We start from the raw sequence: 26,261 nt of genomic DNA, 5'->3' as shown, positions 1-26,261 counted from the left end.
TCGGGGTCGACGTGCCGGAACACGTACGAGGTGGTGACCATGGCCAACGCGATCTCCCAGGCGGGGAAGGCGTCGATCTCGAACGTGATGAGGTAGTGCAGGAACACGAACAAAGGCACTAATAGGACGAACATCCCATACTGCGCGTACGGCAGGTGCATGGGCAGCGTGTAACCGGGCGGGCCCAGGTAGACAAGGCGTGCCCGGTAGATGTCGTCATCGGTGCGCAGCCGCATATGTCCGCCCGCGGCCTCAGGTGAAGATGAGGCTGATGAGGAAGTCGCCGACGAAGAACAACGTCGCGGCGCCGGCGATGAACGCGAGGCCGACGATGGCGATCGCTGAGCTGGTGAGCACCTTGGAGATCTCGCCGCGGCTGGCCCGGCCGATGAAGATGACCCCCAGCACGGCGAGCAGGATCGGCGCGACATTGCTGGCGAAGAAGGTGACGACACCCTCGGTGTTGATGCCCTTGGGCTCGGGGGCGGCCAGAGCGCCCTGTTGCAGCGCCGCTGCGACCTGCGTAGCGAACTCTGTGGCGATCATCGGTAAACCTCCCGGGTGCCCGGCGTGAGGGCGCCGCGCACACTGCAGTTGTAAAGCCTCGCTGACGGCAACGCCCATATGGTGCTACTTCCAGCTCACCGCGTCGAGTGAGCTGGTCAGGGCGCTCCTGTCCTACCCAAAGCCCGTCTGCTCTCTTCGGTCCTTCAATGATGCCCAGTTCCAAAGAGTACGGGCCGTACTTCTTACCTACAAGCTGCCTGATTCGTTACCCAAGGTAAAGGCGTGATTGAAGATGAGTCACGGTCGATCGTACACGTGTACTAAAGAGCCCGGCCCGGTACCGTCTTCCCGTGACCGATCCGACCGGTAGCGCAGCGACCGCGCAGCTCAGCGGCGACCTGCTGGCCCAGCAAGATCACCCGGTCGTGATGGGCGTTCTCAACGTGACCCCCGATTCCTTCTCCGACGGCGGCCGGTATGCCAATGTCGACGCGGCCGTCGCGCATGGCATCGAGCTGCTCCGGGCGGGTGCCGACATCATCGACATCGGTGGCGAATCCACCCGGCCGGGCGCCGACCGGGTGGACGGTCCGACCGAGACGGCCCGGGTGCTCCCGGTGATCCGGGCGCTGGCCGCCGCCGGCGTGCCGCTGAGCATCGACACCACCCGGGCCGAGGTGGCCGCGGCCGCCCTCGGCGCGGGTGCCGTGATGGTCAACGACGTGTCGGGCGGCCTGGCCGACCCGGGGATGGCCGCCGTGGTGGCGGACGCCGGCTGCCCGTGGATCCTCATGCACTGGCGCGGGCACTCCCGCCGGATGCTCGACCTGGCCCACTACGACGACGTCGTCGCCGAGGTCCGCGCCGAGCTGAGCGAGCGGGTGGACGACGCCGTCGCCGCCGGTGTCGACCCCGCCCGGCTGATCCTCGATCCCGGCATCGGCTTCGCCAAGCACGCCGAGCACAACTGGGCCCTCAGCGCCCACCTGGACGAGTTGATCTCCCTCGGCCACCCCGTGCTCTTCGCGGCCAGCCGAAAGACGTACCTCGGCCGGCTGCTTGCCACCCCGGACGGCGTGCCGCGGGGTGTGGACGGCCGGGAAGCGGCGACGCTTGCCACCTCTGTGCTGGCGGTGGCCGCCGGCGCCTGGGGCGTCCGGGTGCACGACGTACGCGCGACCGTCGACGCCCTGGCGGTGTGGCGGGCCACCGGCAGCCCGCGCATCTCACGCTCGACAGCCGGAGGCACGCCGTGAACGACCGCATCTCCCTGCACGGCCTGCGGGTCCGGGGCCACCACGGGGTCTTCGACTTCGAACGCCGCGACGGCCAGGATTTCGTGGTCGACGTCGAGCTGGAGCTGGCCCTCGCCAAGGCGGCGGCCAGCGACGACGTGGCCGACACCGTCCACTACGGCGAGCTGGCCGGCCGGCTGGCCGAGGTGATCGCCGGCGAGCCGGTCAACCTGATCGAGACGCTGGCCGAGCGGCTGGCGACGGTCTGCCTCGCGGATGTCCGGGTCGACGCGGCCACGGTCACCGTGCACAAGCCCCAGGCGCCGATCCCGCACGAGTTCGCCGACGTCGCGGTCACCGTCCGGCGCGCCCGGTGACCCGGGCGATCCTCTCGCTGGGCAGCAACCTCGGCGACCGGTACGCGTACCTCAAAGGTGCCGTGGAGCAGCTGGGCGAGACGGTCGTGCTGGTCTCCGGGGTCTACGAGACGCCGCCCTGGGGCGATGCCGACCAGCCCGCGTACCTGAATGCCGTGGTCCTGGTCGTGGATCCGGCGGCGGAGCCGGCCGGCTGGCTCACCCGGGCCCGGGCGGTCGAGGAGGCCGCGGGTCGCGTCCGGGATCCGGCGCGGCGGTTCGGGCCGCGCACGCTGGATGTGGACGTGATCGCGGTATGGCGGGCGGACGACACCCCGGTGCTCAGCGACGACGCCGAGCTGACGCTGCCGCACCCCCGCGCGCACCAGCGGGCATTCGTGCTCAAACCCTGGCTCGATCTGCAGCCCTATGCCCAACTGCCCGGCCACGGGTGGGTGACGGACCTGCTGAACGGCCCGGAACTCACAGCCGACGCGAACGCACTGACCCCGCGGCCCGATCTGCCGTTAGAGTCACAAGAGTGAGCAGCAACCCCGGCGGCGGCGCACCCGATCCGTCGATGCGGCCGACCAGCCTGTCCGTGCTGGTGGTCGCCGGGCTGGCCGCCGCCGCGGTGGGCTGGCTGCTGCTGAGCGCCTTCTACGCGCAGATGCCCCGGCTGCCCTGGCTGCCGATCATCGTGCTCGGGACGCTGGCCGTGGTTGAGGCGATCCTCGCGCAGAACACTGCGGCGCGGATCCAGCACAAGTCCGGTTCACCCCGGGTCGACCCGCTGGCCGTCGCCCGGTTCGCCGTGCTGGCCAAGGCGTCGTCGCTGGCAGGTGCGCTGTTCGCCGGCTTCTCCGCCGGGCTGCTGGCCTGGCTGGCGCTGGAGCCGACCAAGGCCGCCCGCGACGACGTCCCGGCCGCCGTCGCCGGCGTGGTCGCCGCGCTCGCGCTGGTCGTCGCGGCGCTGTGGCTGGAGCGCTCCTGCCGGGTGCCGGAGCAGCCAGATCAGAAGGACGGCGGGAAGTCGGGCCGACAGGGCAGACGGTCCTGATCGCCCCCGGTTCGCGACTTGAACCGCGGGCAGTTCATTTCCGTATCCTGTTCCGGCGGCGAAGGAGGTGTGCGGGATGGCCTACGACGAGACCACGTATCGGCGTACTACGGGTGACCAGGGCGAAAGCGACCCGGCGGCGTACCGGACCGGCCTCGCGGCCACCGACTACCGGGCCCGGCGGCGTGACCTCGACCCGGAAGAGGTCGAGGGCATCCAGCTTGTCGAGCCCTCCGGCGAAATGGGCCGGCGCGACGTCGACGACGGGCGCGACCGGCTCGGCATCCACATCGGCTGGGAGATCGTCCTGCTGCTGGCGGTCGCCGCGATCGCATACCTGCTCTACCGGCTCGACCCGGCCAGCCTGCGCCGCCCGGCGCTCGACACCCTGCTCATCACCGGCGCCTCGATCGGGCTGCTCACCCTCGGTGCCGGCCTGACGCTCCGGGCCGGCGTGCCCAATCTCGCGGTCGGCCCGATCGCCCTCGGCGCATCGCTGCACTTCGCCGAGAACGGCGACAAGGGCCTGGTCCAGGCCGTCGTGCCGGCGCTGATCGTCGCCGCCGCGGGCGGCCTGATCGTGGCCTTCCTCGTGCTCGTGCTGCACGTGCCCGGCTGGACGGCGACGCTCGCCGCCGCCATGGGCGTCATCGTCTACGACCAACTGCGCACCGCACCGGTCACCGTCCAGGCCGACTACGACCCCGCCAACCAGGCATTCTACCTCTTCGGTGGCTTCGCGCTGCTGGCCGTCCTCGGCGGCGCGCTGGGCACCGTGATGCCGATCCGGCGGATGATCGGGCGGCTGCGGCCGGTCGACGACCCGGCCCGGCGCCCGGGTGGGTCCGCGGTGTTCCCGGTGCTCGCCGCCCTGGTGCTCTCCTCGGTCTTCGCCGTCGGTGCGGGCGTCCTGATGGCCGCACAGTCCACCGGGCCGATCCGGCCCGGGACCGGCCTGGAGTGGACCGGCCTCGCCTTCGGCGCGGCTTTGCTCGCCGGCACCAGCGCGTACGGCCGGCGCGGCGGCATCTTCGGCACCCTGCTCGCGGTCGCCGGGCTGACGCTCTTCCTGGACTACGCGAACCGGCGCGATTTCGACATCGCCCTGTTCGCGATCGCGGCCTGTGCCGTCGGCGGCGGCCTGATCGTCACCCGGCTGGTCGAGACGTACGGTCGCCCGCTGCTCGTGCCCGCGGTGACGGACTGGAACGCCGCGGCCTCGACCGGCACCGCCTGGACCCCGAACATGCCGCAGACGTGGTCCACCTCGGCCGAGCCGCCGGAGAGCCGCCCGCTGCGCTGGGACGAGGGACCTTGGGGCAGTGGCCGTTGAGCAGCAGCCCGGCCGTCCTATGCTGGCACCCATGACCGACTCGACCTTCGCCGAACTGGACGCCCTGCCCACCGAGGAGCTGCGTGAGCGGGCCTTCGCGAAGGCGCGGGAGCGCCGCGACCTGAGGTTCTTCTGGACGGTCGTCAAGCACCTGCCGGACGCCGACGAGGCGGCTTCGCTGGACGGCGCGCCGAACTCCGTCGGGCCGACGATCGAGGAAGCGGTCGCGCTCTGGCGTGAGCTGGCCGGTCACGGGTACGGGGAGCAGGAGCCGTTGCTCCGGGCAGCCTTCATCGATTACCTGCAAAAGCACTGATAGCACCGCAAGGATCACATTCACGGATATCAGTTCTGGCGCGTTTGGTGACCGGAATCCGTTGGGAAATAGCGGGTTCATGGCTCTCACCAACCGCTACAAAACCGCACCCGGCGCGGGCACGCTCGCCGCGCTGATACTGGTCCTGGTCTTCGGCAGCCCCTGGTATGCCGACTGGGCCCAGGACAACACCAACCCGCAGACCGCCGGTGGCTGGTGGCTGCGCCTGCTGGCGTGGCCGCACTGGCGCTTCGACTCCGACGACTCGCTGCGCTCGATCCTGATCGCCGACCTCAAGGCGATCCTGGTGGTCGTGCTGACGCTGCTCTTCCTCTACCTGCTGCCCGGCTCTCAGCTCGCGCGGGCCCGCGGCACGCTCAGCCAGTTCTTCGCGGGCTGGGCGGCGTACATCTTCGCCGGCGGCTTCGCCGCGCTGCTGACCACGCTGTTCCTGGCCAACCCTTCGCTGCTCGGAGCGTTCCGCACCGCCGGGGAAGGCGCCACCTACGGCCTCTTCATCGGCTGGATCGTCGGACTCGCCACGCTCGGTGGGCGCCGGGGCACCCACTGATCACGCCTTCTCGGCCCGGCCGTCCGGCATCCCCGCCGCTGCCGGACGAAACCGGGCCCGCGTCGCGGCGCGCCAGGTGACCGGCCGCCCCCGCCGGGCACCCGCGCGCCGCGTCACGCCGCGGCGCGACCGGACGACCTCCCCGTCCTCCGGTCGCGCCGCGGTTCGTCGCGGTAGCGCGATGAGTGCGCCGCGGTCCGTCGCGGTTCGCCCGTAGCCGCGCCGCGGGTTCGTCGCGTCAGGCGGTGGCTGCGGCCTCCTTGTTCGGCACGTCGAACAGGGCCGAGCGGGACACCGTGCCGACCGGCCTGCCGTCCTCGAGCACCACGACGTTGAGCGAGTCGCCGGTCAACAGCACCGCGAGCGCGTCGTAGAGGGTGCCCGACACGTCGACCGTGGGCAGCCGCTCGATCTCCTCGATCTGCCCGACCGGGCGCATCGCGGCGCGGATCGGCGTGACCGCCAGCCGCCGGATGCCCCGGTCGGTGCCGACGAACTCGCTCACGGCCGGCGTCGCGGGCTTGCTGAGCAGATCGGACGGGGACGCGTACTGCATCAGCCGGCCGCCCTCGGCCAGCACCGCGATCCGGTCGCCCAGCCGTACGGCTTCATCGATGTCGTGGGTGACCAGCACGATGGTCTTGCGAACCGCCTCCTGCAGCCGCAGGAACTCCTCCTGCAGGCGACCACGCACGATCGGGTCGACCGCGGAGAACGGCTCGTCCATGAGCAGCACCAGCGGGTCCGCCGCGAGCGCCCGGGCCACGCCGACCCGCTGCCGCTGGCCGCCGGAGAGCTCGTGCGGATAGCGGCCGCCGTACCGCTTCGGGTCGAGCCCGACCAGCTCCAGCAGTTCGTCCGCGCGGTCCTTGATCCGCTTGCGGTCCCAGCCCAGCAGCCGCGGCACCGTCCCGATGTTGGTGCGGATGGTCTGGTGCGGGAAGAGGCCGACGTTCTGGATCACGTAGCCGATCTGCCGGCGCAGCTCGACCGGATTTTGCGCCGAGACGTCGGCGCCGTCGATCAGGATCCGGCCCTTGGACGGTTCGATCAACCGGTTGATCATGCGCAGCACGGTGGACTTACCGCACCCGGACGGCCCGATCAGCACGGCGAGCTCGCCCGCCCGCACCTCCAGGCTGATGTCGCCGACCGCCACAGTCCCGTCCGGATAGACCTTTCCGACGTTCTCGAGCGTGATAGACGCCGCGGTCCGGCCAGCGCCGGAGTCCTTGATCGCGGTAGCGTCCACGTATGTCCTTCCTGTCGAGGGCCCCGGCGCCTGCGTGGCCCCTGGCCGCCCCCGCTGATGACGGGCCGGGAAATCCGTGGTTCTCCTGGCGCTATGTCCACGACAACGCCGACGAGATCCTCTCCGCACTGCAGTTCCACGCGGGTCTCACCGCCCGTGCGGTGATCATCGCGCTGGTCGTCGCGCTGCCGCTCGCGGTCGTCTCCTACTGGTGGCGACCGCTGACCGGCCCGATTCTCGCACTCTCCGGCGTCCTCTACACGATCCCGTCGCTGGCGCTTCTCGCGTTGATCGCCCCGGCGGTCGGCACGACCAGGGACACCTCGGTGCTGATCGCCCTGGTGCTGTACGCGCTGCTGGTGCTCGTCCGCAACTCCCTGGCCGGGCTCAGCCAGGTCCCCGCCGAGGTCCGTGACGCCGCGGCCGGCATGGGCTACGGGCGCTTCGGCCGGTTGTGGCGCATCGAGCTGCCGCTGGCCCTGCCCGGCATCCTCACCGGCCTGCGGCTGGCCACCGTCTCGACGGTCGCGCTGGTCACCGTCGGCTCCCTGATCGGCAAGGGCGGCCTCGGCGAGATGATCCTCGGCGGCTTCCGGAACAACTTCTACAAGGCCGAGATCATGACCGGGACGCTCCTCTGCGTCGGCCTGGCGCTGGTCCTCGACCTGGCGCTGGCCGGCCTCGGCCGGCTGCTCACCCCCTGGGCGAGGGAGCGCAGCTCGTGAACTACTTCCACGAGGGATACATCTGGCTCAACGACCCGCTCAACTGGACCAATCCCGGCGGCCTGCTCGACCGGCTTGAGGAACATCTGCTCATCAGCCTCTGGGCGGTGCTGCTGGGCTGCGTCATCGGCTGGCCGCTCGGCATCTGGCTCGGCCACCGTGGGCGGGGCGGCGGCGCGGTGATCACCTTCGCCAATCTGACGCTGGCCATCCCCACCCTGGCCCTGCTCACCATCCTGCCGCTGACCCCGCTCGGCTTCGGCAAGCCGCCGGTGGTCGTCGCGCTGGCCGTCTTCGCGGTGCCGCCACTGCTGGCCAACGCCTACACCGGGTTGCGGCAGATCGACCCGGAGACCCGGGAAGCGGCCCGGGGCATGGGGCTCTCCGGCGGCCAGTTGCTGCGGCAGGTCGAGCTGCCGCTGTCGGTGCCGTATCTCGCGGCCGGGCTGCGCACCGCGGCCGTGCAGGTCGTGGCGACGGCCGCGCTGGCCGCGTTCGTCAACGGCGGCGGGCTCGGCGAGATCATCTCGGCCGGCTTCGGCATCGGCATGAGCAACGGCGGTGGCGGGCAGATCGTGGCCGGCGGCATCGTCGTGGCGCTGCTCGCATTGCTGGTGGAAGCGCTGCTCGCCGGCCTGCAGCGGCTGGTGACGCCGGCTGCGCTGCGGACGGACCGGCGCCGCCGACCGACTGCGGCCGCGCCGGCCGGGTAATGGTCTCGCATCGTTACGAAACTTGTCACACCCACCGAGTAGGAATGAACGTGGCCCTTCGGCGGGCCGACAACGGAAACACACGGGCATCGAACACCGACAGCCCGTCGGACACGCGGCACGGCCAGCCCGGCCGTGCCGGGACACAGAAGGCGGCAGAATGCGTCGACACCTGCTCCTGACGGCCGGCACCCTCGTGGCCGCCGCCGTCATCCTCGCCGGCTGCGGCGAGTCCGGCTCCTCCGGCACGGAGGCACCCGCGAGCTCCGCCGCCGGCAACGGCTGCGCCCCGGTGGCCGGCGACACGCTCATCGTCCTCACCGATGACAAAAACCTGCAGAACACCGACAACGTCGTCCCCGCGATCAACAAGAAGTCGTCGTCGCCGCAGCTCATCGCGGCGCTCGACAAGGTCTCGGCGGCGCTCGACACGACCAAGCTGATCGCGCTGAACAAGGCCGTCGACATCGACCGCAAGTCGTCGAAGGCGGCGGCTGAGGAGTTCGCCACGGCGAACAACATCGCCGCGGGCATCGAGAAGGGCCCCGGCGGCGACCTGACGGTCGGCGCCGCGAACTTCAGCGAGAACGCGACCCTGGGCGAGCTCTACAACATCGCGCTGACGGCCGCGGGCTACAAAGTCAAGGTCCAGCAGATCGGCAACCGCGAGCTGTACGAGCCCGCCCTGGAGAAGGGCGACATCGACGTGGTCCCGGAGTATGCCGCCACCCTGGCGACGTTCCTCTCCGGCAAGGTCGACGGCAAGGGCGCCAAGGACCCGTCCTCGCCGCAGCTCGACACCACGATGACAAACCTGACGGCCCTCGGCGCGAAGGTCGGCCTGGTCTTCGGCAAGCCGTCCCCGGCGCAGGACCAGAACGCCTTCGCCACGACGGAGGCCTTCTCCACAAAGTACGGCGTCAAGACCCTGTCCGAACTGGCCGCCAAGTGCTCGGGTGCGGCCACTGTCCTGGGTGGTCCGCCGGAGTGCCCGCAGCGCCCCAAGTGCCAGCAGGGGCTGGTCGAGACATACCAGTTCCAGGCGGGCAAGTTCAGCTCGCTCGACGCGGGTGGCCCGCTGACCAAAACCGGGCTCAAGCAGGGCACCATCAGCGTCGGCCTGGTCTTCAGCTCGGACGGCGCACTCGCCGCCGGCTGACCGCGGTCAGCCGGCGGGCTGATCACCGGCTGACCGGCGGCTGATCACCGGCTGATCGTCGGCTGGCCAGCGGCTGAGAAGTTCCGGACGCCGGGCACCACCCGGGTGATGCCCGGCGTCCGGCCGTTTTTCGTGACGGCTGCCACTCTCGGTAGCATCTGCGACCATGTCTGACCGGGACCCCGAGGCGCCGCAGAACGCCCGCCTCCTCACGGTGTTGATCTGGGCCGGCGTCGGCCTGGCCCCGGTCGCCGCACTCGTCGTGCTGCTCGCCGGCAGCGACAACGCCATCCGCTTCGCCGTGCTGCTCACCGCGGTCTGCGTCGTCCTGATCGGCGCCGCGCTGCTGATCCGCAACGACTCGGTGCCGCCGGAGACGAACGTCGAGGGACAGGTCGAAGCGCTGCGCGGCGAACTCCGGGAGGAGATCGCCGCGAGCGGGCGCGCGGCGGGCCACCGGGTCAAGGTGCTGCAGGACGAGATGACCCGGATGCGCGCGGCCGGCTCCCCGGCCATGGCGCTCCCCCCGGCCGTTGCCGCAGCGCCGGCTGGTGCTGGAGCGCCGGCTGGCGCTGGAGCGCCGGTTGGTGCTGTGCCGCCGGGTGGTGCTGGAGCGTTTGCTCGGCCGGTTGGTGGTGTAGCGCCGGGTGGTGCTGGAGTGTCCGCCCGGCCGGTTGGTGCTGTGCCGCCGGGTGGTGCCGGAGCGTTTGCTCGGCCGGTTGGTGCTGTAGCGCCGGGTAGTGCTGGAGTGTCCGCCCGGCCGGTTGGTGCTGTGCCGCCGGGTGGTGCTGGAGTGTTCGCTCGGCCGGTTGGTGCTGTGCCGCCGGGTAGTGCTGGAGTGTCCGCCCGGCCGGTTGGCGCCGCAGCGCCGGCAGGTGCCCTGGCGTCCGCCTATCCGGCCGGTCCCGCTGTGCCGGCCGGTGCCGGGACGTCGGCTGGTCCGGTGGGGCCGGTCGATCCCGCAAGGCCGGTTGGTCCCGCAAGGCCGGTAGGTGCGGCAGCGGCGGCAAGTGCCGGTCGACCGGAGGCCGGGCATACGACAGGCGGTCGCGCGGGAGCGGCTGTGCCGTCGATGGCCGATCCTGGGCACTCGACAGGGGGAAGGGCGTCCGCCGGGGTGCCAGGGCGGCCTGCTGCAGCTCAGGTCCGCACCGGCGATGCCAGTCGGGTCCGGACCGGTGGCCCTGGTTGGCTGCGGTCTGCGAACGGCGAGCCCGCGCCGGTCTCCAACGGACGGCCCGCGGCGGCTACGGCGTCCGTCGCTCCGGCGGCGGGGCATATCTCGGTGGACTGGGTACCGGGAGTCGCAGGGGCCGCTGGATCGGCAGCCGGGCCGGTGTCGGCGGGATCCGTCTCGGCAGGGTCTGCTTCTGTGGGGTCTGTTTCGGTGGGAGCCAGGGCTGTGGGATCCGGGACTGCGGGATCCGGTGCTTTGGGATCGGTGCCGGTTGCCGCCGGGCCGCTTCCGCGCCAGCGCGGTGCCGCAGTCGGCCCGCCCGCCGGCAGTGGCGGTTATCAGAGCGCATACGGAACGGGCGTGCCGGACCCGGACGCGGACCTGGCTGCGCAGAGCGGGTCGCGGGCGGTCAATGACTACGGACCCGGGCTGTCCGGCTCGGCGTGGGCCGAGCGCAGCGCGCCGGCCGAGCATGGTGCCCCTGCCTACGGTGGCTATGGCGCGGCCGAAGGTGGGCCTCCGGCCGAGCCGCGTCCGTCGCGGCGGCATGCGGCGCCCGACACGGGCACGGACATCGCCCGCTTCGGTCTGAGCGCCCCCGAGAGGCCGTCGGGCCAGGGCTTCGGCGTTCCTGTTTCGCCGGTGGCCCAGGGCTATGCCGCTGCTGCTACGCCTGCTTCTCAGGTTTATGGCGCTGCCGAGACACCTGCGTCTCAGGGCCAGGACGCCGGACATGGGCTGCGGGGCGGCTATGACCGGACCGGGGATGCGTCCTGGACCGGAAGCGGCGATGACGGCTATGCCGACTCCGCTGCCCCTGATCTGCCGGCGACCGGCGGCTTCGGCGGCCGGGCGTCTAGCTTCTTCACCCAGGAAGACTCCGGCGGTTTCGCCCCGGACAGCGGATATCCGCAGCCGGACGAACAAGACCAGTCGGTCGCGGACCCATACTCCCAGGGCGCCGCCCACGGCTGGCGGAACGACTTCGGACAGCCAGCAGCCTCCGACGAGGCCGACGACTACGGCCAGGCGTCCGGCTACGGCCAGGCGTCCGGCTACGGCCAGGCGTCCGGCTACGGCGAGGCGTCCGGCTACGGCGAGGCGTCCGGCTACGGCGAGGCGTCCGGCTACGGCGAGGCGTCCGGCTACGGCGAGGCGTCCGGCTACGGCGAGGCGACTGGCTACGGCGAGGCGTCCGGCTACAGCAAGAAGACCGGCTACGGCAAGGCGACCGGCCAGGAGCATGCCGACGGCCACGACCAGCGGGTTGAACAGGAACAGGCCGGTGATCAAGCGACTGGCTACGGCCTACCTACCAGCTATGGCCAAGCGAACGGCTACGGCCAGGCGAGCAGCTACCGCCTGACTACCAGCTACGGCCAGGCCAACGGCTACGGCCAGGCCAACGGCTACGGCCAGGCGAACGGCTATGGCCTCAACGGCAGCGGCCTGAACGGCAATGGCCAAGTGAATGGCTTCGGGCAGGCGAATGGCTTCGGCCAGGCCGACGGGAACGGCGGCCATGAACAGGCGAACGGCTACGGCCTTTTGACTGGCTACGACCAGGTCGACGGCTATGACGAGGACGCCGCCCACGAGCAGCCGAGAGGTCACGGCCACGACAGCGCCGACCAAGCGCAGGCGAACGGGTCCGAGCAGGCGAACAGCTACAGCCCAGGCCAAATGAAAGGCTATGGCCACCCAGCCCCGGGCAACGCCCAGGCCGCGGGAACCTACGGGCAAGCCGCTGATCATGCTCAGACTGCGGGAACCTACGGCCAAGCCGCTGATCATGCTCAGGCTGCCGGCACCTACGGCCAAGCCACGGGCAACGCTCAGGCCGCGGGCACCTACGGGCAAGCCGCTGGCTATGCCCAAGCTGCTGGCACCTATGGCCGGGCTGCTGGCAGCTACGCCGAGGTCGCGGATGACGCCCAGGCCGGCGGCACCTACGGCCAAGCCGCTGGCAACGCCCAGGCCACCGGCACCTACGGCCGGGCCGCTGGCAGCTACATCGAAGTAGCGGGCGCCGCCCAGGCCGCGGGCACCTACGGCCAAGCCACGGGCGACGCCCAGGCGGCCGGCGCCTACGGCCAGCCCGATGACGGGTACGGCGGATACGGCCAGGTCGAGAGCCGGGTCGACCAGTACGGCCCCGACCCCATGGCCGACCACCACGGCTGGGCCCCCCGCAGCCACGAGCAGCCGGGCCGCTGGTAGCGCCTACTTGTCGATGTCGCCGACCACGAAGAACATCGACCCGAGGATCGCGATCAGGTCGGGGACCAGGCAGCCCGGGATCAAGGTCGACAACGCCTGCACGTTCGCGTACGACGCCGTGCGCAGCTTCAGCCGCCACGGGGTCTTCTCGCCGCGGGACACCAGGTAGTAGCCGTTGATGCCGAGCGGGTTCTCCGTCCACGCGTACGTGTGGCCTTCGGGGGCCTTGACCACCTTCGGCAGGCGCACGTTCACCGGGCCGCTGATCTGGTCCACCCGGTCCAGGCAGGCCTGCGCGAGGTCCAGGGACACGTAGACCTGGTCCAGCAGCACCTCGAACCTGGCGTGGCAGTCCCCGGTCGTGCGGGTCACCACGGGCACGTCGAGTTGGTCGTACGCCAGGTACGGCTCGTCCCGTCGCAGGTCGATGTCCAGGCCGCTGGCCCGGGCCACCGGGCCCGAGGCGCCGTACGCCGCGGCCTGTTCGGCGGTCAGCACGCCGACGCCCACCGTGCGGGCCAGGAAGATGTCGTTGCGGCGGATCAGTTTGTCGATGTCCGGCATCCGGCGCCGGACCTCGTCGATCGCCGTGCGGGCGCGGGACGTCCAGCCCGCCGGGACCTCTTCCTTGAGGCCGCCGACCCGGTTGAACATGTAGTGGATCCGGCCGCCGGAGACCTCTTCCATGACCGCCTGCAGCGTCTCCCGCTCCCGGAACGCGTAGAACATCGGCGTGATCGCGCCGATCTCCAGCGGGTACGAGCCGAGGAACATCAGGTGGTTGAGCACCCTGTTCAGCTCGGCGAGCGCCATCCGCAGCCAGGTCGCGCGCTCGGGCACCTCGATGCCCATGAGGCGCTCGACGGCGAGCGCGACGCCCAGCTCGTTGGAGAACGCCGAGAGCCAGTCGTGCCTGTTCGCCAGGACGATGATCTGCCGGTAGTCGCGCACCTCGAAGAGCTTCTCGGCGCCGCGGTGCATGTAGCCGACGATCGGCTCGCAGGTCACGACCCGCTCGCCGTCGAGGGTGAGCTTGAGCCGGAGCACGCCGTGCGTGGACGGGTGCTGGGGGCCGATGTTGAGCACCATGTCGGCGGTGTCCAGTCCGGACCCGGTGCCGACCGTCATCTCCCGCAGGTCACTCATGCCAGCATCGTCCCACCGCTCATGCCTGCATCGTCCCACGGAGGTCGACGCCGACCTCGTGCAGCAGCCACCAGTGCCCGCCCAGCCCTGCCGGGTCGGTGAGTTCGGCGGCGGCGCCCGCGGAGCTCAGCGCGCGCAGGTAGGCCGCCGGGTCGGTGCGGGCCAGGTCCAGCGGTGGCCGGCCGCCGTCGACACCCAGGCCGCGCAGCGCGGCACGCTGACTGATGATCCGGTACGCGGTCCCGGTGGCCGCCGCGGCCGAGTCGACGGCCACGTGGGCCGTGACGTCGGTGCTGCCGTCCGGACGGGGTGGCACCTGGCGTCCGTCCCGATACCCGGTCAGGGTGCCCAGCGCCGGTCGCGCCGCGCGCACGTGCCCATAGTCGACGGCGAGTGCGCAGCCGCGCCGTACGGCCGCCACCGCGTCGGCCCACGCCGCGTCCCGGGGCCAGCCGATCTCGATCCGGTCGCCGGGTCGCGCCGCCGGCCACCAGCGGGTCAGCCAGAACCGGTCGGCGGCGTCCACGTCCGGGCCCAGCGTCTCCTGACCGGTGCCGGGGTCGACGAGCACCCGCCGCGCCCGCCCGGCCGGGTCGACCTCGGCCACGTCGAGCGGCACGTTGTCCAGCCACTCGGTGGCCAGCAGCACCCCGGTGACCTGCTCGGGGACGTACCGCCGCCAGCGGATGTCACCCGGCAGCCCGGCCGGCCGGGCGGCGACCTCGACCCCGGTGAACCGGATCCGCCGGGCCAGGTCGTCGGCCGGGTCCGCGTGGAGCAGGGCCCGCACCGCGGCGAGCAGTTCGCCGCGGCCGGCGCCCACGTCGATCACGTCGAGGGCGCTCGGCCGGCCGAGGGCGATGTCGACGTTCCGGATCAGGCGCAGCAGCGCGCCGGCGAACAGTGGCGAGGCGTGCACGCTGGTCCGGAAGTGGTCCGCGGGGCCCTCGGCGGCCCGGGTGAAGAAGCCGCCCGGTCCGTACAGTGCGCCGGTCATCGCCGCTCGCCAACCCAGGCTCGTCACACCCCCCAATCTAGGCCGTGCAGTTGTTCACACGCTCTTGTCACGAGCGTGTTACATCGGCGCATACTTGCGATCGACCGGTACCCCTTTCGCGAGGACTGGATCTTTCTATGAGCGCTGTGCAGCGCGCCGGAAAACGCGCTAACCCGCTGGTCGTGGGCATCGTCGGGGCAGGCCGGGTGGGTGCCGTTCTCGGCGCCGCGCTCGCCGAAGCCGGGCACCGGGTGATCGCCGCGGCCGCCGTCTCCGCAGCCTCCCGGGAGCGCGCCGAGCGCCTCCTGCCGCAGGCCGCGATCCTGCCCGCCGACGAGGTCGCCCGCGCCGCCACCGACCTGCTGCTGCTCGCGGTGCCGGACGACCATCTCGCCGCCGTCGTCTCCGGCCTGGTCGCGACCGGTTCGCTGCGCCCCGGCACGGTCGTCGCGCACACCTCGGGCGCGCACGGTCTCGCGGTGCTGGGCGACCGGGACGGCCTCGCGCTGCACCCGGCGATGACCTTCACCGGCGCGGACGCCGACCTGGACCGGCTGCCCGGCATCGCCTGGGGCATCACCGCCCGCGACCGCGCGTTCGCCGCCCGGCTGGTCACCGACCTCGGCGGGGTGCCGGAATGGATCGCCGAGGACGCCCGCCCGCTCTATCACGCGGCCCTGGCGCACGGCGCAAACCACCTGGTCACGCTCGTGAACGAGGCCGCCGACCTGCTGCGTGCGGCCGGCGTCGAGCGTCCCGGCGCGGTGCTGTCGCCGCTGCTGCACGCGGCCCTGGACAACGCGCTGAGCCTGGGCGACGCCGCGCTGACCGGCCCGGTGTCGCGTGGGGACGCGGGCACCGTCGGCAAGCACCTGAGCCGCCTCGCGCCGGAGTCCGTACCGGCCTATCTCGCTCTGGCCCGGCGCACCGCCGACCGGGCCATCGCCGCCGGGCGGCTGCGGCCGCAGGACGCGGCCCCGTTGCTGGACGTTCTTGCTCAGGCGACCGTAGGGAGCTCTTCATGACCGCGCTCATCCACACCCGGGCAGAGCTCGCCGCGGCCCGCGCCGCCGCGAGCGGCCGGGTGTCCGTCGTGATGACCATGGGAGCCCTGCACGAGGGGCACCGGCAGTTGATGCGCGTCGCGCGGGAGCGGGGCGACTTCGTCATCGTCACGGTCTTCGTCAATCCGCTGCAGTTCGGGCCGAACGAGGACTTCGACAAATATCCGCGCACCCTGGCCGCCGACGTCGAGGCCTGCCGGGCCGAGCGGGTCGACGTGGTGTTCGCGCCGGACCGCGACGAGATGTATCCGGGCGGGTCGCCGCTGGTGACGCTGAACGCCGGCCCGCTGGGCGAGATCCTCGAGGGGGCGAGCCGCCCCGGGCACTTCTCCGGGATGCTCACCGTGGTCGCCAAGCTGCTCCTGCTGACCCGGGCTGACCTGGCGTTCTTCGGTGAGAAGGACTTTCAGCAGCTGGCCCTGATCACCCGGATGGTGCACGACCTGGAGATCGGCGTCGAGATCGTCGGTGTGCCGACGGTCCGCGAGGCCGACGGCCTGGCCCTGTCCAGCCGCAACCGCTATCTGTCCGCCGACCAGCGGTCGGCGGCCCTCGCGCTGTCGCAGGCCCTGCGGGAGGGCGCCGAGCAGACCGACGCGCAGAGCGTGCTGGAGGCGGCCGGCAAGATCCTCGCCGACGAGCCGGGCGTGCGGGTCGACTACCTGGCCCTCACGAGCCCGCTGCTCGGCGCGGCCCCGACGGACGGTCCCGCCCGGCTGCTCGTCGCCGCCAAGGTGGGCACCACCCGGCTGATCGACAACGTCCAGGTGCTGCTGGGGAAGGCTGCCTGACGGGGTCTTGCCGAAGGCGCCGCGATGGCCGAGCCGATTGCCATATGATCGACAAATCGGACATCGCCTGGCGCTCGGGAGGCTCGGTTCATGCGACACCTGCCCCGGCTGCGCCGTGCGCGGCGCGGGCCGGTCGCGGCGGCGCTGAGCCTGCTCACGCTGGCGGTGCTCACCGGCTGTGGCAATCCGGCCGGCGTGGACGGGAACCTCACCGACGGCTGGGCGGCGATCGGCGCACCGACCGGTTTCATCCCCGGCGCCGAGACCTGCCACCTGGGCAACTTCGCCGTGTCCGGGCCCCGGGACACCTACGAGGAGGTCGACTGCAAGCTCAAGCACCGCACCGAGACCGTGTACGTCGGCAGCTACCCGAGCCCGGCCGCCGAGGCGCCGGATCCGCCGGCTCCGGACTCGGCCGGCGCGCGGGCCGTCTACCGGATCTGCGATGCCAAGACCACCGCGTACGTGGGTGGGCCGTGGCGCACCGCCCGGCTCTGGATCGGGGTGACCCAGCCGACCCGGGCGGCGTGGGCCGGCGGCGCCCGCTGGTACCGCTGCGAGGTGCTGGTGAGCAGTTCGGTCGAGGACGACGGCGGCCTGGTGCAGCGGGTCGGCACGCTCCGCAACGCGCTGTTGGAGCCGGTGTCACCGCTGCTGCTGACCTGCTACGGCGTGCTGCTGGACAAGAACGGCAAGATCGGCACGATGCCGGCCGCGCCCTGCTCGGCCAAGCACAACGCGGAGTTCGTGGGGGTCTGGGAGGCGCGGAACCTCGGCTACCCCGACACGGCCAAGGAGTGGGACAAGTTCCACACCGGTTGTCGCAGCTTGATCGCTGCGTACGTCCAGGTGCCGGACGACGACGACCTGCAGTTCCGGGCCGGCGTGATCTCGCTGCCCGGCGGCAGCGACGTCTGGGAGCTGGGTGATCGCGGCGTGCGCTGCTACCTGTGGCTGGACGCGGCGTCGCTCACGGCGTCGCTGAAGGGCGCGGGCGCCAAGGCCATGCCGGTCCAGTACCAGTAACGCCCGGCACTTCTTGGCGCCCCACCGGTGATTTCCGCGCGTGCGCGATGTTGACTGAGCGCATGTCGCATGTTGCCGGCCTTCCGGCGCTTCCCCGTCGCCTGGCCGCCGCCGCGCCCGGCTGGACCGAGACCACCGACGTGCTGGTGGTCGGCTCCGGCGTCGCGGGCCTGACCGCCGCCCTGCACCTGCGTGAGGCAGGCCTGCACGTCACCGTCGTCACCAAGGTCAACATCGATGACGGGTCGACGCGCTGGGCCCAGGGCGGCATCGCGGCCGTGCTGGATCCGCTGGACACCCCCGAGGCGCACGCGTTCGACACCGAGATCGCCGGGGTCGGCCTCTGCGACCCCGCGGCGGTACGCGTCCTGGTCTCCGAGGGCCCCGCCCGGATCCGCGAATTGATGCGGATCGGCGCGGAGTTCGACCGCAACGACGACGGCTCGCTGATGCTGACCCGCGAGGGCGGGCACCGCGCCGACCGGATCGTGCACGCCGGCGGCGACGCCACCGGCGCCGAGGTGCAGCGGGCCCTGCACGAGGCGGTGCACCGCGACCCGTGGATCCGGCTGGTCGAGCACGCCCTGGTGCTGGACCTGCTGCGCGCGGCCGACGGCCGGGCCTGCGGCCTGACCCTGCACGTGCTGGGCGAGGGCAGCGAGGACGGCGTCGGCGCCATCCTGGCGCGCGCGGTCGTGCTGGCCACCGGCGGCATGGGCCAGATCTTCGCCTCCACCACCAACCCGGCGGTCTCCACCGGCGACGGCGTCGCGCTCGCCCTGCGTGCCGGTGCCAAGGTCACCGACGTGGAGTTCGTCCAGTTCCACCCGACGTCCTTCATGACGGCCAACGTGACCTCGGTGCAGCGGCCGCTGATCTCCGAGGCGCTGCGCGGCGAGGGCGCCCACCTGGTCGACGAGGCGGGCAAGCGGTTCATGGTCGGCCAGCACGAGCTGGCCGAGCTGGCGCCGCGCGACGTGGTCGCCAAGGGCATCCACCGGGTGCTGCGGGCCAGCGGGGCCGACCACGTCTACCTGGACGCGCGGCACCTGGGCAAGGAGTTCCTCGAGCGGCGCTTCCCGACGATCGTGGCGTCCACCCGGGCGGCCGGCGTCGACCCGGCGACCGAGCTGATCCCGGTCGCCCCGGCGGCCCACTACGCCTCCGGCGGCGTCCGCACCGACCTGCACGGCCGCACCTCCATCCCGGGCCTGTACGCCTGCGGCGAGGTGGCCTGCACGGGCGTGCACGGCGCGAACCGGCTGGCCAGCAACTCGCTGCTGGAAGGCCTGGTGTTCTCCCGGCGGATCGCCGACGACATCGTCGCGGGGCTGCCGGCGCAGGCCGACCCGGTGGCACCGCCCGGTGAGCCCGGCTGGGTGGTCGCCCCGGCGATCCGCGGGGACCTGCAGCGGGCGATGACCCGCGGGGCGGGCGTGCTGCGCTCGGCCGACTCGCTCGCCGCCACCGCGAAGGAGCTGGCCCGCCTCGGTGAGCAGCACGGCACCCCGAACAACGCGTCCTGGGAGGCGACCAACCTGCTGACCGTGGCCAGCGCCCTGGTGGCCTCGGCGGCCGAGCGCCGCGAGACGCGCGGCTGCCACTGGCGCGAGGATTACCCGAACGCGTTGGACGAGTGGCGCGGGCACCTGCTGGACGCGATCGACGCCAAGGGCACACTGACCCAGACCTTCGAGGAGATGGCATGACCGACTGCACCGAGCGGCACTCAGCCGCACCCGACAAGCCTTCAGTCCGGTTTCGGGTGGCGGGCGGGGCGGTTGGCTGGGGCCTCGCAGGCGAGGGCCAGAAGGGCATGGCGGAGGTGGGCGCAGCATGACGACGGGCTTGAATCTGGCCGAGGCCGAGCGGGTCGTCTACACCGCACTGGCCGAGGACCTCGGTGACCCGCCACGCGACGTGACGAGCGAGGCGACGATCCCGGGCGGCCAGGTCGACACGGCCGAGCTGGTGGCGCGCGCGCCGGGTGTGGTGGCCGGCCTGCCGGTCGCGGCCCAGGTCTTCGCCGCGACCTCCGGCGGCACGGCCACCTTCGACCAGCGGATCGCCGAGGGCGCCCGGGTGGCCCGCGGCGACGTGCTCGCCGTCGTCACCGGCCCCACCCGTTCGCTGCTGACCGCCGAACGCACCGCGCTCAACCTGCTCTGCCGGATGTCCGGGGTGGCCACCCACACCCGCCGGTGGGCGGACGCGCTGGCGGACACCAAGGCGACCGTGCTGGACACCCGCAAGACCACGCCGGGCCTGCGCGAGCTGGAGAAGTACGCGGTCCGCGTCGGCGGCGGCACGAACAAGCGCATGGGCCTCTACGACGTGGCCATGATCAAGGACAACCACAAGCTGGCGGCGGGCAGCATCACGGCGGCCTACCGCCTGGTCCGCGCGACCTTCCCGGACGTCGCGGTGCAGGTCGAGATCACCACGGTCGCCGAGGCCCGGGAGGCGGTCGAGGCGGACGCGAGCTTCCTGCTCTGCGACAACATGACCCCGGACCAGCTCCGCGAGGTGGTGGCGGCGGTCGGCGACCGCGCCGAGCTGGAAGCCACCGGCAACCTGACCTTGGAGACGGTCGAGGCCTACGGCGCCACCGGCGTTGACTACCTGTCGGTCGGTGCCCTGACCCATTCCAGCCCGATCCTGGACATCGCGATGGACCTGCGCCCGCGCTGAGCTGGAGCCGCTCGCCGGGGGTGAGCGGCGCCGCGACCAGGACCCGTGTGGTGTGGTCGACGGTGTCGCGGTGGTGGGGCCCGGCGCCCGTACCTTCGAACGGTTTTGATTTTCCTGGATAGGCTCCCACGGTGCTGCTTTGCATCGACATCGGAAATACCAACACCGTGCTTGCTACCTTCGACGGGGACAAGCTCGTCCACAACTGGCGGATCAAGACCGACGCCCGGTCCACAGCCGACGAGCTCGGCCTGATGTTCCGTGGCCTGCTGGCCGGCGACGCGGTGGAGATCACCGGGGTCGCCGCCTGCTCGACCGTGCCGGCGGCGCTGCGCTCGCTGCGGACGATGCTCGGGCGCTACTACGGCGACCTGCCGAACGTGATCGTCGAGCCGGGCGTGAAGACCGGAGTGCAGCTCGCCATCGACAACCCCAAGGAGGTCGGCGCGGACCGGGTGGTCAACACCCTCGCCGCGCATGCCCTCTACGGCGGTCCCTCGATCGTGGTCGACTTCGGCACCACCACGAACTTCGATGTGATCAGCGCGCGCGGCGAGTTCCTCGGCGGGGCGTTCGCGCCCGGCATCGAGATCTCCTTCGACGCGCTCGCCGCCCGCGCCGCCCAGCTGCGCAAGGTCGAGCCGGCCAAGCCGCGCTCGGTGATCGGCAAGAACACCGTGGAGTGCCTGCAGTCCGGCCTCTACTACGGTGTCGCCGGCCAGGTGGACCGGATCGTCGAGCTGATGATCGCGGAGCTGGGCCAGGTGCGCTCGGTCATCGCCACCGGCGGGCTCTCCTGGCTGGTCAAGGACGCCTGCCGGACCATCACCGCGCACGAGCCGATGATCACGCTGATCGGGCTGCGGATGGTATATGAGCGGAACGTCTGAACCGGCCTTAGTAGGATTTTCGCAACCTTGAACTTGACCCGCCCGCCTTCCGCAGACAAACCCAAACCTGTCATTCACAGAGAGTCGTGCCGTGACCGAGCAGAATCCCGCAGCCGTTGACCCCGCCGAGGACCTTCCCGAACAGATGCGGGTCCGCCGGTCGAAGCGGGACCGGCTGCTGGCCGAGGGCGTCGAGCCGTATCCGGTGGGCTTCGAGCGCACCACGACGCTGGCCGAGCTCCGCGAGAAGTATGCGGAGCTGGCCACCGACTCCGCCTCCGGCGACAAGGTCGGCATCACCGGCCGGGTGATCTTCGTCCGCAACGGCGGCAAGCTCTGCTTCGCCACGCTGCGCGACGGCGACGGCACCGAGTTGCAGGCCATGCTCTCGCTGGACAAGGTCGGCGCCGAGGCGCTGGAGCAGTGGAAGCGCCTGGTGGACCTCGGCGACCTGGTCGGCATCACCGGCGAGGTGATCACCAGCCGGCGCGGTGAGCTGTCCGTGCTCGCCGATTCCTGGGCCATGACCGCCAAGGCCCTGCGTCCGCTGCCGGTCGCGCACCGCCCGCTGGGCGAGGAGACCCGGGTCCGGCAGCGTTACGTCGACCTGATCGTCCGCCCGCAGGCCCGGGAGATCGTCCGGGCCAGGGCGACGGCGGTACGCAGCCTCCGCGAGTCGCTGCACCAGCGTGATTATCTCGAAGTGGAAACGCCGATGTTGCAGTTGCTGCACGGTGGCGCCACGGCGCGCCCGTTTGTGACGCACAGCAACGCACTCGACATAGATCTCTATCTGCGTATCGCGCCGGAACTCTTTTTGAAGCGGGCCGTCGTCGGCGGCATCGAACGCGTCTTCGAGATCAACCGGAACTTCCGCAATGAGGGCATGGATTCCACGCACTCGCCGGAGTTCGCGATGCTCGAGGCGTACCAGGCGTATGCGGACTACAACGTGATGCAACGGCAGGTGCGCGAGTGGATTCAGGAGGCCGCCAACGCGACCGCCGGCTCACACATCGTGACCCACTTCGATGGCACCGAGTTGGACCTGAGTGGCGAGTGGCGTTCGATCACCCTCTTCGGTTCTCTCTCCGAGGCGCTCGGCGAAGAGGTGACGGTGCACACAGATCTGGCGAGCCTGCAGCGGCACGCCGAAAAGCACGACCTTTCCGTCGACCCGAAGTGGGGGCCGGGCAAGCTCGCCGAGGAACTCTTCGAGCACCTCGTGCAGCACACCCTGCAGACGCCGACCTTCGTGCGCGATTATCCCGAGGAGACCACGCCGCTGACCCGGGCGCACCGCTCGGAGCCCGGGCTGACGGAGAAGTGGGACCTCTACATCATGGGGTTCGAGCTGGCCACCGCATACTCGGAGCTGGTCGACCCGGTTGTGCAGCGAGAACGCCTGGTGGCGCAGTCGTTGCTGGCCGCCGGCGGCGACGCCGAGGCGATGCGGCTGGACGAGGATTTCCTGCGCGCGATGGAGTACGGAATGCCCCCCGCCGGCGGGATGGGAATGGGAATCGACCGGCTCTTGATGGCGCTCACCGGGCTGGGCATTCGGGAAACGATCCTGTTCCCGTTGGTGCGGCCGGAGTAGGACGTACCGGGACACGATTTGCATCGCCGCGCGGCAATCGGCTGCCCGCCATTGACGGATCATGCATCGCGGGCGTTATTGTTCAGGGGAAAAGCGTGGAGTGAGAACCTGTGTTCGGGAGGATAACGGCGCGTGGCCAAGCAGATCATTCACAAGCTGGTTGATGACCTCGACGGTGGTGACGCCGAGGAGACCGTCAAGTTCGCCCTCGACGGCATTCAGTACGAGATCGACCTATCCGAGTCCAACGCCGCGAAATTGCGTGACATCTTCGCGCCGTACGTGGGCGCGGGTGCCAAGGTCGCGCGCGGTGGCGTCGTCGTCGGTGGCCGCGCGGCCCGCGGCCGCGGCGGTGCGACCGCGGACCGCGAGCAGAACAAGGCCATCCGGGAGTGGGCCAAGAAGGCCGGCAAGGAAATCTCCGACCGGGGCCGGATCCCGCAGGAGATCGTGGACGAGTTCCACGCCAAGGGTCCCGGCCGCTGAGGCGGTCGGCCCGGCGTAGGGGGTCCGCAGCGCTCAGCGCTGCGGACCCTTCTGCTTTTTCGCGCGTTCTTCGCCGACTTTGCGTAAGTTATCCACAGGAGGGACGGCGTTGTCCACAGGCTGTGGACGGGGCTCCCGGCCCTGGGGATTTCGCTGTGCGCGTACTCCGCAAGGGTGGGGAACAGGCGTTGAGCGTGCGAAGTTGGGGAGAACATCGGCGCAGGACGTCCCGAGAGGGCTTGAGGGCCCAGCAGAGTCTCCCGACGGCGATAGAGTGAGAGAGCACAGGTATCACCGATACCCGTGCGCTGGCCCCGCCAGTTCATTGGCGCACGGCACGTGAGGAGCACGAGGGCATGTTCGAGCGGTTCACCGACCGAGCGCGACGGGTTGTCGTCCTGGCCCAAGAAGAGGCCCGGATGCTCAACCACAACTACATCGGGACAGAGCACATCCTGCTCGGACTGATCCACGAGGGCGAAGGCGTTGCCGCTAAGGCTCTGGAGAGCCTCGGCATCTCCCTCGAGGGCGTCCGGCAGCAGGTCGAGGAGATCATCGGCCAGGGCCAGCAGGCGCCGAGCGGGCACATCCCGTTCACGCCGCGGGCCAAGAAGGTGCTGGAGCTCTCGCTGCGCGAGGCCCTGCAGCTCGGCCACAACTACATCGGCACGGAGCACATCCTGCTCGGGCTGATCCGTGAGGGCGAGGGCGTCGCCGCCCAGGTGCTGGTCAAGCTCGGCGCCGACCTCAACCGGGTCCGTCAGCAGGTCATCCAGCTGCTCTCGGGCTACCAGGGCAAGGAGCCGGCCGCCGCCGGAGCCGCCGCGGGCGAGGCCGCCCCGTCGACCTCCCTGGTGCTCGACCAGTTCGGACGCAACCTGACCCAGGCCGCCCGCGAGGGCAAGCTCGACCCGGTCATCGGCCGGGAGAAGGAAATCGAGCGGGTCATGCAGGTGCTCTCCCGCCGCACCAAGAACAACCCGGTGCTGATCGGCGAGCCCGGCGTCGGCAAGACCGCCGTCGTCGAGGGGCTGTCGCAGTCCATCGTCAAGGGCGAGGTGCCCGAGACGCTCAAGGACAAGCAGCTCTACACGCTCGACCTCGGCGCGCTGGTCGCCGGTTCCCGCTACCGCGGTGACTTCGAGGAGCGCCTGAAGAAGGTGCTCAAGGAGATCCGCACCCGCGGCGACATCATCCTGTTCATCGACGAGATCCACACCCTGGTGGGTGCGGGTGCCGCCGAGGGCGCCATCGACGCCGCCTCGATCCTGAAGCCCATGCTCGCGCGTGGTGAGCTGCAGACCATCGGCGCGACCACCCTTGACGAATACCGCAAGCACCTCGAGAAGGACGCCGCGCTGGAGCGCCGGTTCCAGCCGATCCAGGTGGGTGAGCCGTCGCTGGCGCACACCATCGAGATCCTCAAGGGCCTGCGTGACCGCTACGAGGCGCACCACCGGATCAGCATCACCGACGCCGCTCTGGTGGCCGCCGCGACGCTGGCCGACCGGTACATCTCGGACCGGTTCCTGCCGGACAAGGCGATCGACCTGATCGACGAGGCCGGCGCCCGGATGCGCATCCGCCGGATGACCGCGCCGCCGGACCTCCGCGACTTCGACGAGCGCATCGCCCAGGTCCGTCGCGACAAGGAGTCCGCGATCGACGCGCAGGACTTCGAGCGGGCCGCGCAGCTGCGCGACAAGGAGAAGCAACTGCTGGGCCAGAAGGCGCAGCGGGAGAAGGAGTGGAAGGCGGGCGACCTCGACGTCGTCTCCGAGGTCGACGACGAGCAGATCGCCGAGGTCCTCGGCAACTGGACCGGCATCCCGGTCTACAAGCTGACCGAGGAGGAGACCTCCCGGCTGCTGCGGATGGAGGATGAGCTCCACAAGCGGGTCATCGGCCAGGAGGACGCGGTCAAGGCGGTCTCGAAGGCGATCCGGCGCACCCGCGCCGGCCTGAAGGACCCGAAGCGCCCCTCGGGCTCGTTCATCTTCGCCGGCCCGTCCGGTGTCGGTAAGACCGAGCTCTCCAAGGCGCTCGCCGAGTTCCTCTTCGGCTCCGAGGACGCGCTGATCCAGCTCGACATGTCCGAGTTCCACGACCGATACACCGTGTCCCGGCTCGTCGGTGCCCCTCCCGGCTACGTGGGCTACGACGAGGGCGGCCAGCTGACCGAAAAGGTCCGCCGCAAGCCGTTCTCCGTGGTCCTCTTCGACGAGATCGAGAAAGCCCACCCGGACGTGTTCAACACGCTCCTGCAGATCCTGGAGGACGGCCGCCTCACCGACGGTCAGGGCCGCATCGTGGACTTCAAGAACACGGTGATCATCCTGACCACCAACCTGGGCACGCGCGACGTGGCCAAGGCGGTGTCGCTGGGCTTCCAGGCGTCCGAGGACGTCGAGAGCAACTACGACCGGATGAAGGTCAAGGTCAACGACGAGCTGAAGCAGCACTTCCGCCCGGAGTTCCTCAACCGCATCGACGACACGATCGTCTTCCACCAGCTCCGCCAGGACGAGATCCTGCACATCGTCGACATCTTCACCGCGCGGATCGAGACCCAGCTCAAGAACAAGGACATGGGCCTCGAGCTGACCGACAACGCGAAGAAGTTCCTGGCGAAGAAGGGCTTCGACCCGGTCCTGGGCGCCCGGCCGCTGCGCCGGACGATCCAGCGCGAGCTGGAGGACACCCTGTCCGAGCAGATCCTCTTCAACGAGCTGCGCCCCGGCCAGATCGTGGTGGTGGACTGCGAGGGCGACCCGGAGAACATCGAGAAGTCGAAGCTGACCTTCACCGGCGCCGACCGTGGCGCCGTGGTCCCCGACGCGGTGCCCGCCGACCTCGGCGCGGCCGCCACGGAGGAGTAAGGCAGCACGACTCCGAAACGGCCCGGCACTTCCCCGAAATGGGGCGGCGCCGGGCCGTTCCGCGTTG

25 protein-coding genes are annotated in these 26,261 nt (G+C 71.0%); 20 read left to right on the top strand and 5 right to left on the bottom strand.

The window, feature by feature from the left end:
* Both DMB66_RS22185 and DMB66_RS22180 read right to left on the bottom strand, forming a co-directional pair.
* A partial coding sequence (locus DMB66_RS22185; protein ID WP_125806032.1) for a hypothetical protein occupies nt 1-236 on the bottom strand: 236 nt, incomplete at its 3' end.
* A 16-nt stretch (nt 237-252) separates the two neighbouring features.
* The gene (locus DMB66_RS22180; RefSeq protein ID WP_125806031.1) at nt 253-546 is read right to left on the bottom strand and encodes a hypothetical protein; all 294 of its coding nucleotides are present in this window, start codon (nt 544-546) and stop codon (nt 253-255) included.
* 389 nt (nt 547-935) lie between these two features.
* Between DMB66_RS22180 and folP the strand changes: the two genes are divergently transcribed.
* The 7 genes from folP (at nt 936) to DMB66_RS22145 (ending at nt 5,378) form a co-directional block, all read left to right on the top strand.
* Nucleotides 936-1,763 carry a dihydropteroate synthase gene (gene folP, locus DMB66_RS22175; RefSeq protein WP_125806040.1) on the top strand — a complete coding sequence of 276 codons (828 nt, stop codon included), beginning with the start codon at nt 936-938 and terminating at the stop codon, nt 1,761-1,763.
* Nucleotides 1,760-2,119 carry a dihydroneopterin aldolase gene (gene folB / locus DMB66_RS22170; protein WP_125806030.1) on the top strand — a complete coding sequence of 120 codons (360 nt, stop codon included), beginning with the start codon at nt 1,760-1,762 and terminating at the stop codon, nt 2,117-2,119. Before folP ends, folB begins: the two co-directional genes overlap by 4 nt.
* On the top strand, nt 2,116-2,643 hold the full coding sequence (gene folK, locus DMB66_RS22165) for a 2-amino-4-hydroxy-6-hydroxymethyldihydropteridine diphosphokinase (protein WP_125806029.1): 528 nt from the start codon (nt 2,116-2,118) through the stop codon (nt 2,641-2,643). Before folB ends, folK begins: the two co-directional genes overlap by 4 nt.
* A gap of 35 nt (nt 2,644-2,678) precedes the next feature.
* Nucleotides 2,679-3,158: a DUF3180 domain-containing protein gene (locus DMB66_RS22160; RefSeq protein ID WP_125806039.1), complete on the top strand. Its 480-nt coding sequence runs from the start codon at nt 2,679-2,681 to the stop codon at nt 3,156-3,158.
* 76 nt (nt 3,159-3,234) lie between these two features.
* A complete protein-coding gene (locus DMB66_RS22155) occupies nt 3,235-4,491 on the top strand; it encodes an ABC transporter permease (RefSeq protein ID WP_125806028.1) in 1,257 nt (418 codons plus the stop codon).
* Between the two features lie 31 nt (nt 4,492-4,522).
* Nucleotides 4,523-4,807: a hypothetical protein gene (locus tag DMB66_RS22150; protein WP_233624760.1), complete on the top strand. Its 285-nt coding sequence runs from the start codon at nt 4,523-4,525 to the stop codon at nt 4,805-4,807.
* Between the two features lie 79 nt (nt 4,808-4,886).
* Nucleotides 4,887-5,378, top strand: a complete 492-nt coding sequence (locus DMB66_RS22145) for a hypothetical protein (protein ID WP_125806027.1) — start codon at nt 4,887-4,889, stop codon at nt 5,376-5,378.
* Nucleotides 5,379-5,616: 238 nt separating this feature from the next.
* Here the strand turns inward: DMB66_RS22145 and DMB66_RS22140 are convergent, their stop codons facing one another.
* On the bottom strand, nt 5,617-6,630 hold the full coding sequence (locus DMB66_RS22140; RefSeq protein WP_125806026.1) for an ABC transporter ATP-binding protein: 1,014 nt from the start codon (nt 6,628-6,630) through the stop codon (nt 5,617-5,619).
* Nucleotides 6,631-6,632: 2 nt separating this feature from the next.
* Here DMB66_RS22140 and DMB66_RS22135 point away from each other — a divergent pair, with 2 nt between their 5' ends.
* From DMB66_RS22135 to DMB66_RS22120, 4 genes are all read left to right on the top strand, one after another.
* Nucleotides 6,633-7,355, top strand: a complete 723-nt coding sequence (locus DMB66_RS22135) for an ABC transporter permease (protein ID WP_125806025.1) — start codon at nt 6,633-6,635, stop codon at nt 7,353-7,355.
* The gene (locus DMB66_RS22130; RefSeq protein WP_125806024.1) at nt 7,352-8,068 is read left to right on the top strand and encodes an ABC transporter permease; all 717 of its coding nucleotides are present in this window, start codon (nt 7,352-7,354) and stop codon (nt 8,066-8,068) included. The genes DMB66_RS22135 and DMB66_RS22130 overlap by 4 nt, the downstream gene beginning before the upstream one ends.
* 160 nt (nt 8,069-8,228) lie before the next feature.
* Nucleotides 8,229-9,227 (top strand): glycine betaine ABC transporter substrate-binding protein, encoded by a 999-nt coding sequence (locus tag DMB66_RS22125; protein ID WP_125806023.1) that lies wholly within the window; start codon nt 8,229-8,231, stop codon nt 9,225-9,227.
* A 1,537-nt stretch (nt 9,228-10,764) separates the two neighbouring features.
* The gene (locus DMB66_RS22120; RefSeq protein WP_125806022.1) at nt 10,765-12,624 is read left to right on the top strand and encodes a hypothetical protein; all 1,860 of its coding nucleotides are present in this window, start codon (nt 10,765-10,767) and stop codon (nt 12,622-12,624) included.
* A 3-nt stretch (nt 12,625-12,627) separates the two neighbouring features.
* On the opposite strand, the gene DMB66_RS22115 is transcribed toward DMB66_RS22120, so the two are convergent.
* Nucleotides 12,628-13,770 carry an NADH-quinone oxidoreductase subunit D gene (locus DMB66_RS22115; RefSeq protein ID WP_125806021.1) on the bottom strand — a complete coding sequence of 381 codons (1,143 nt, stop codon included), beginning with the start codon at nt 13,768-13,770 and terminating at the stop codon, nt 12,628-12,630.
* A gap of 19 nt (nt 13,771-13,789) precedes the next feature.
* Nucleotides 13,790-14,767 carry an SAM-dependent methyltransferase gene (locus tag DMB66_RS22110; protein WP_125806020.1) on the bottom strand — a complete coding sequence of 326 codons (978 nt, stop codon included), beginning with the start codon at nt 14,765-14,767 and terminating at the stop codon, nt 13,790-13,792.
* Nucleotides 14,768-14,904: 137 nt separating this feature from the next.
* Here DMB66_RS22110 and DMB66_RS22105 point away from each other — a divergent pair, with 137 nt between their 5' ends.
* From DMB66_RS22105 to DMB66_RS22065, 9 genes are all read left to right on the top strand, one after another.
* Nucleotides 14,905-15,792 carry a Rossmann-like and DUF2520 domain-containing protein gene (locus tag DMB66_RS22105; RefSeq protein WP_125806019.1) on the top strand — a complete coding sequence of 296 codons (888 nt, stop codon included), beginning with the start codon at nt 14,905-14,907 and terminating at the stop codon, nt 15,790-15,792.
* Entirely contained in the window at nt 15,789-16,622 is an 834-nt protein-coding gene (gene panC / locus DMB66_RS22100; RefSeq protein ID WP_125806018.1) for a pantoate--beta-alanine ligase, read from the top strand. Before DMB66_RS22105 ends, panC begins: the two co-directional genes overlap by 4 nt.
* A gap of 90 nt (nt 16,623-16,712) precedes the next feature.
* Nucleotides 16,713-17,648, top strand: coding sequence for a septum formation family protein (locus tag DMB66_RS22095; protein WP_125806017.1), 936 nt, complete (start codon nt 16,713-16,715; stop codon nt 17,646-17,648).
* Nucleotides 17,649-17,710: 62 nt separating this feature from the next.
* Entirely contained in the window at nt 17,711-19,357 is a 1,647-nt protein-coding gene (locus DMB66_RS22090) for an L-aspartate oxidase (RefSeq protein ID WP_125806016.1), read from the top strand.
* 127 nt (nt 19,358-19,484) lie between these two features.
* Nucleotides 19,485-20,339: a carboxylating nicotinate-nucleotide diphosphorylase gene (nadC, locus tag DMB66_RS22085; protein ID WP_125806015.1), complete on the top strand. Its 855-nt coding sequence runs from the start codon at nt 19,485-19,487 to the stop codon at nt 20,337-20,339.
* A gap of 131 nt (nt 20,340-20,470) precedes the next feature.
* On the top strand, nt 20,471-21,229 hold the full coding sequence (locus tag DMB66_RS22080) for a type III pantothenate kinase (RefSeq protein ID WP_125806014.1): 759 nt from the start codon (nt 20,471-20,473) through the stop codon (nt 21,227-21,229).
* 91 nt (nt 21,230-21,320) lie between these two features.
* A complete protein-coding gene (gene lysS, locus DMB66_RS22075) occupies nt 21,321-22,829 on the top strand; it encodes a lysine--tRNA ligase (RefSeq protein ID WP_125806013.1) in 1,509 nt (502 codons plus the stop codon).
* Between the two features lie 132 nt (nt 22,830-22,961).
* Entirely contained in the window at nt 22,962-23,315 is a 354-nt protein-coding gene (locus tag DMB66_RS22070; RefSeq protein WP_125806012.1) for an Lsr2 family protein, read from the top strand.
* A gap of 356 nt (nt 23,316-23,671) precedes the next feature.
* On the top strand, nt 23,672-26,194 hold the full coding sequence (locus DMB66_RS22065) for an ATP-dependent Clp protease ATP-binding subunit (RefSeq protein ID WP_125806011.1): 2,523 nt from the start codon (nt 23,672-23,674) through the stop codon (nt 26,192-26,194).
* Nucleotides 26,195-26,261: the final 67 nt, after the last annotated feature.

The sequence above is a fragment of the Actinoplanes sp. ATCC 53533 genome (genome assembly GCF_003947245.1).
Note: the sequence above shows the minus strand (reverse complement) of the source record. Positions and strands in the feature narration are given on the sequence as shown.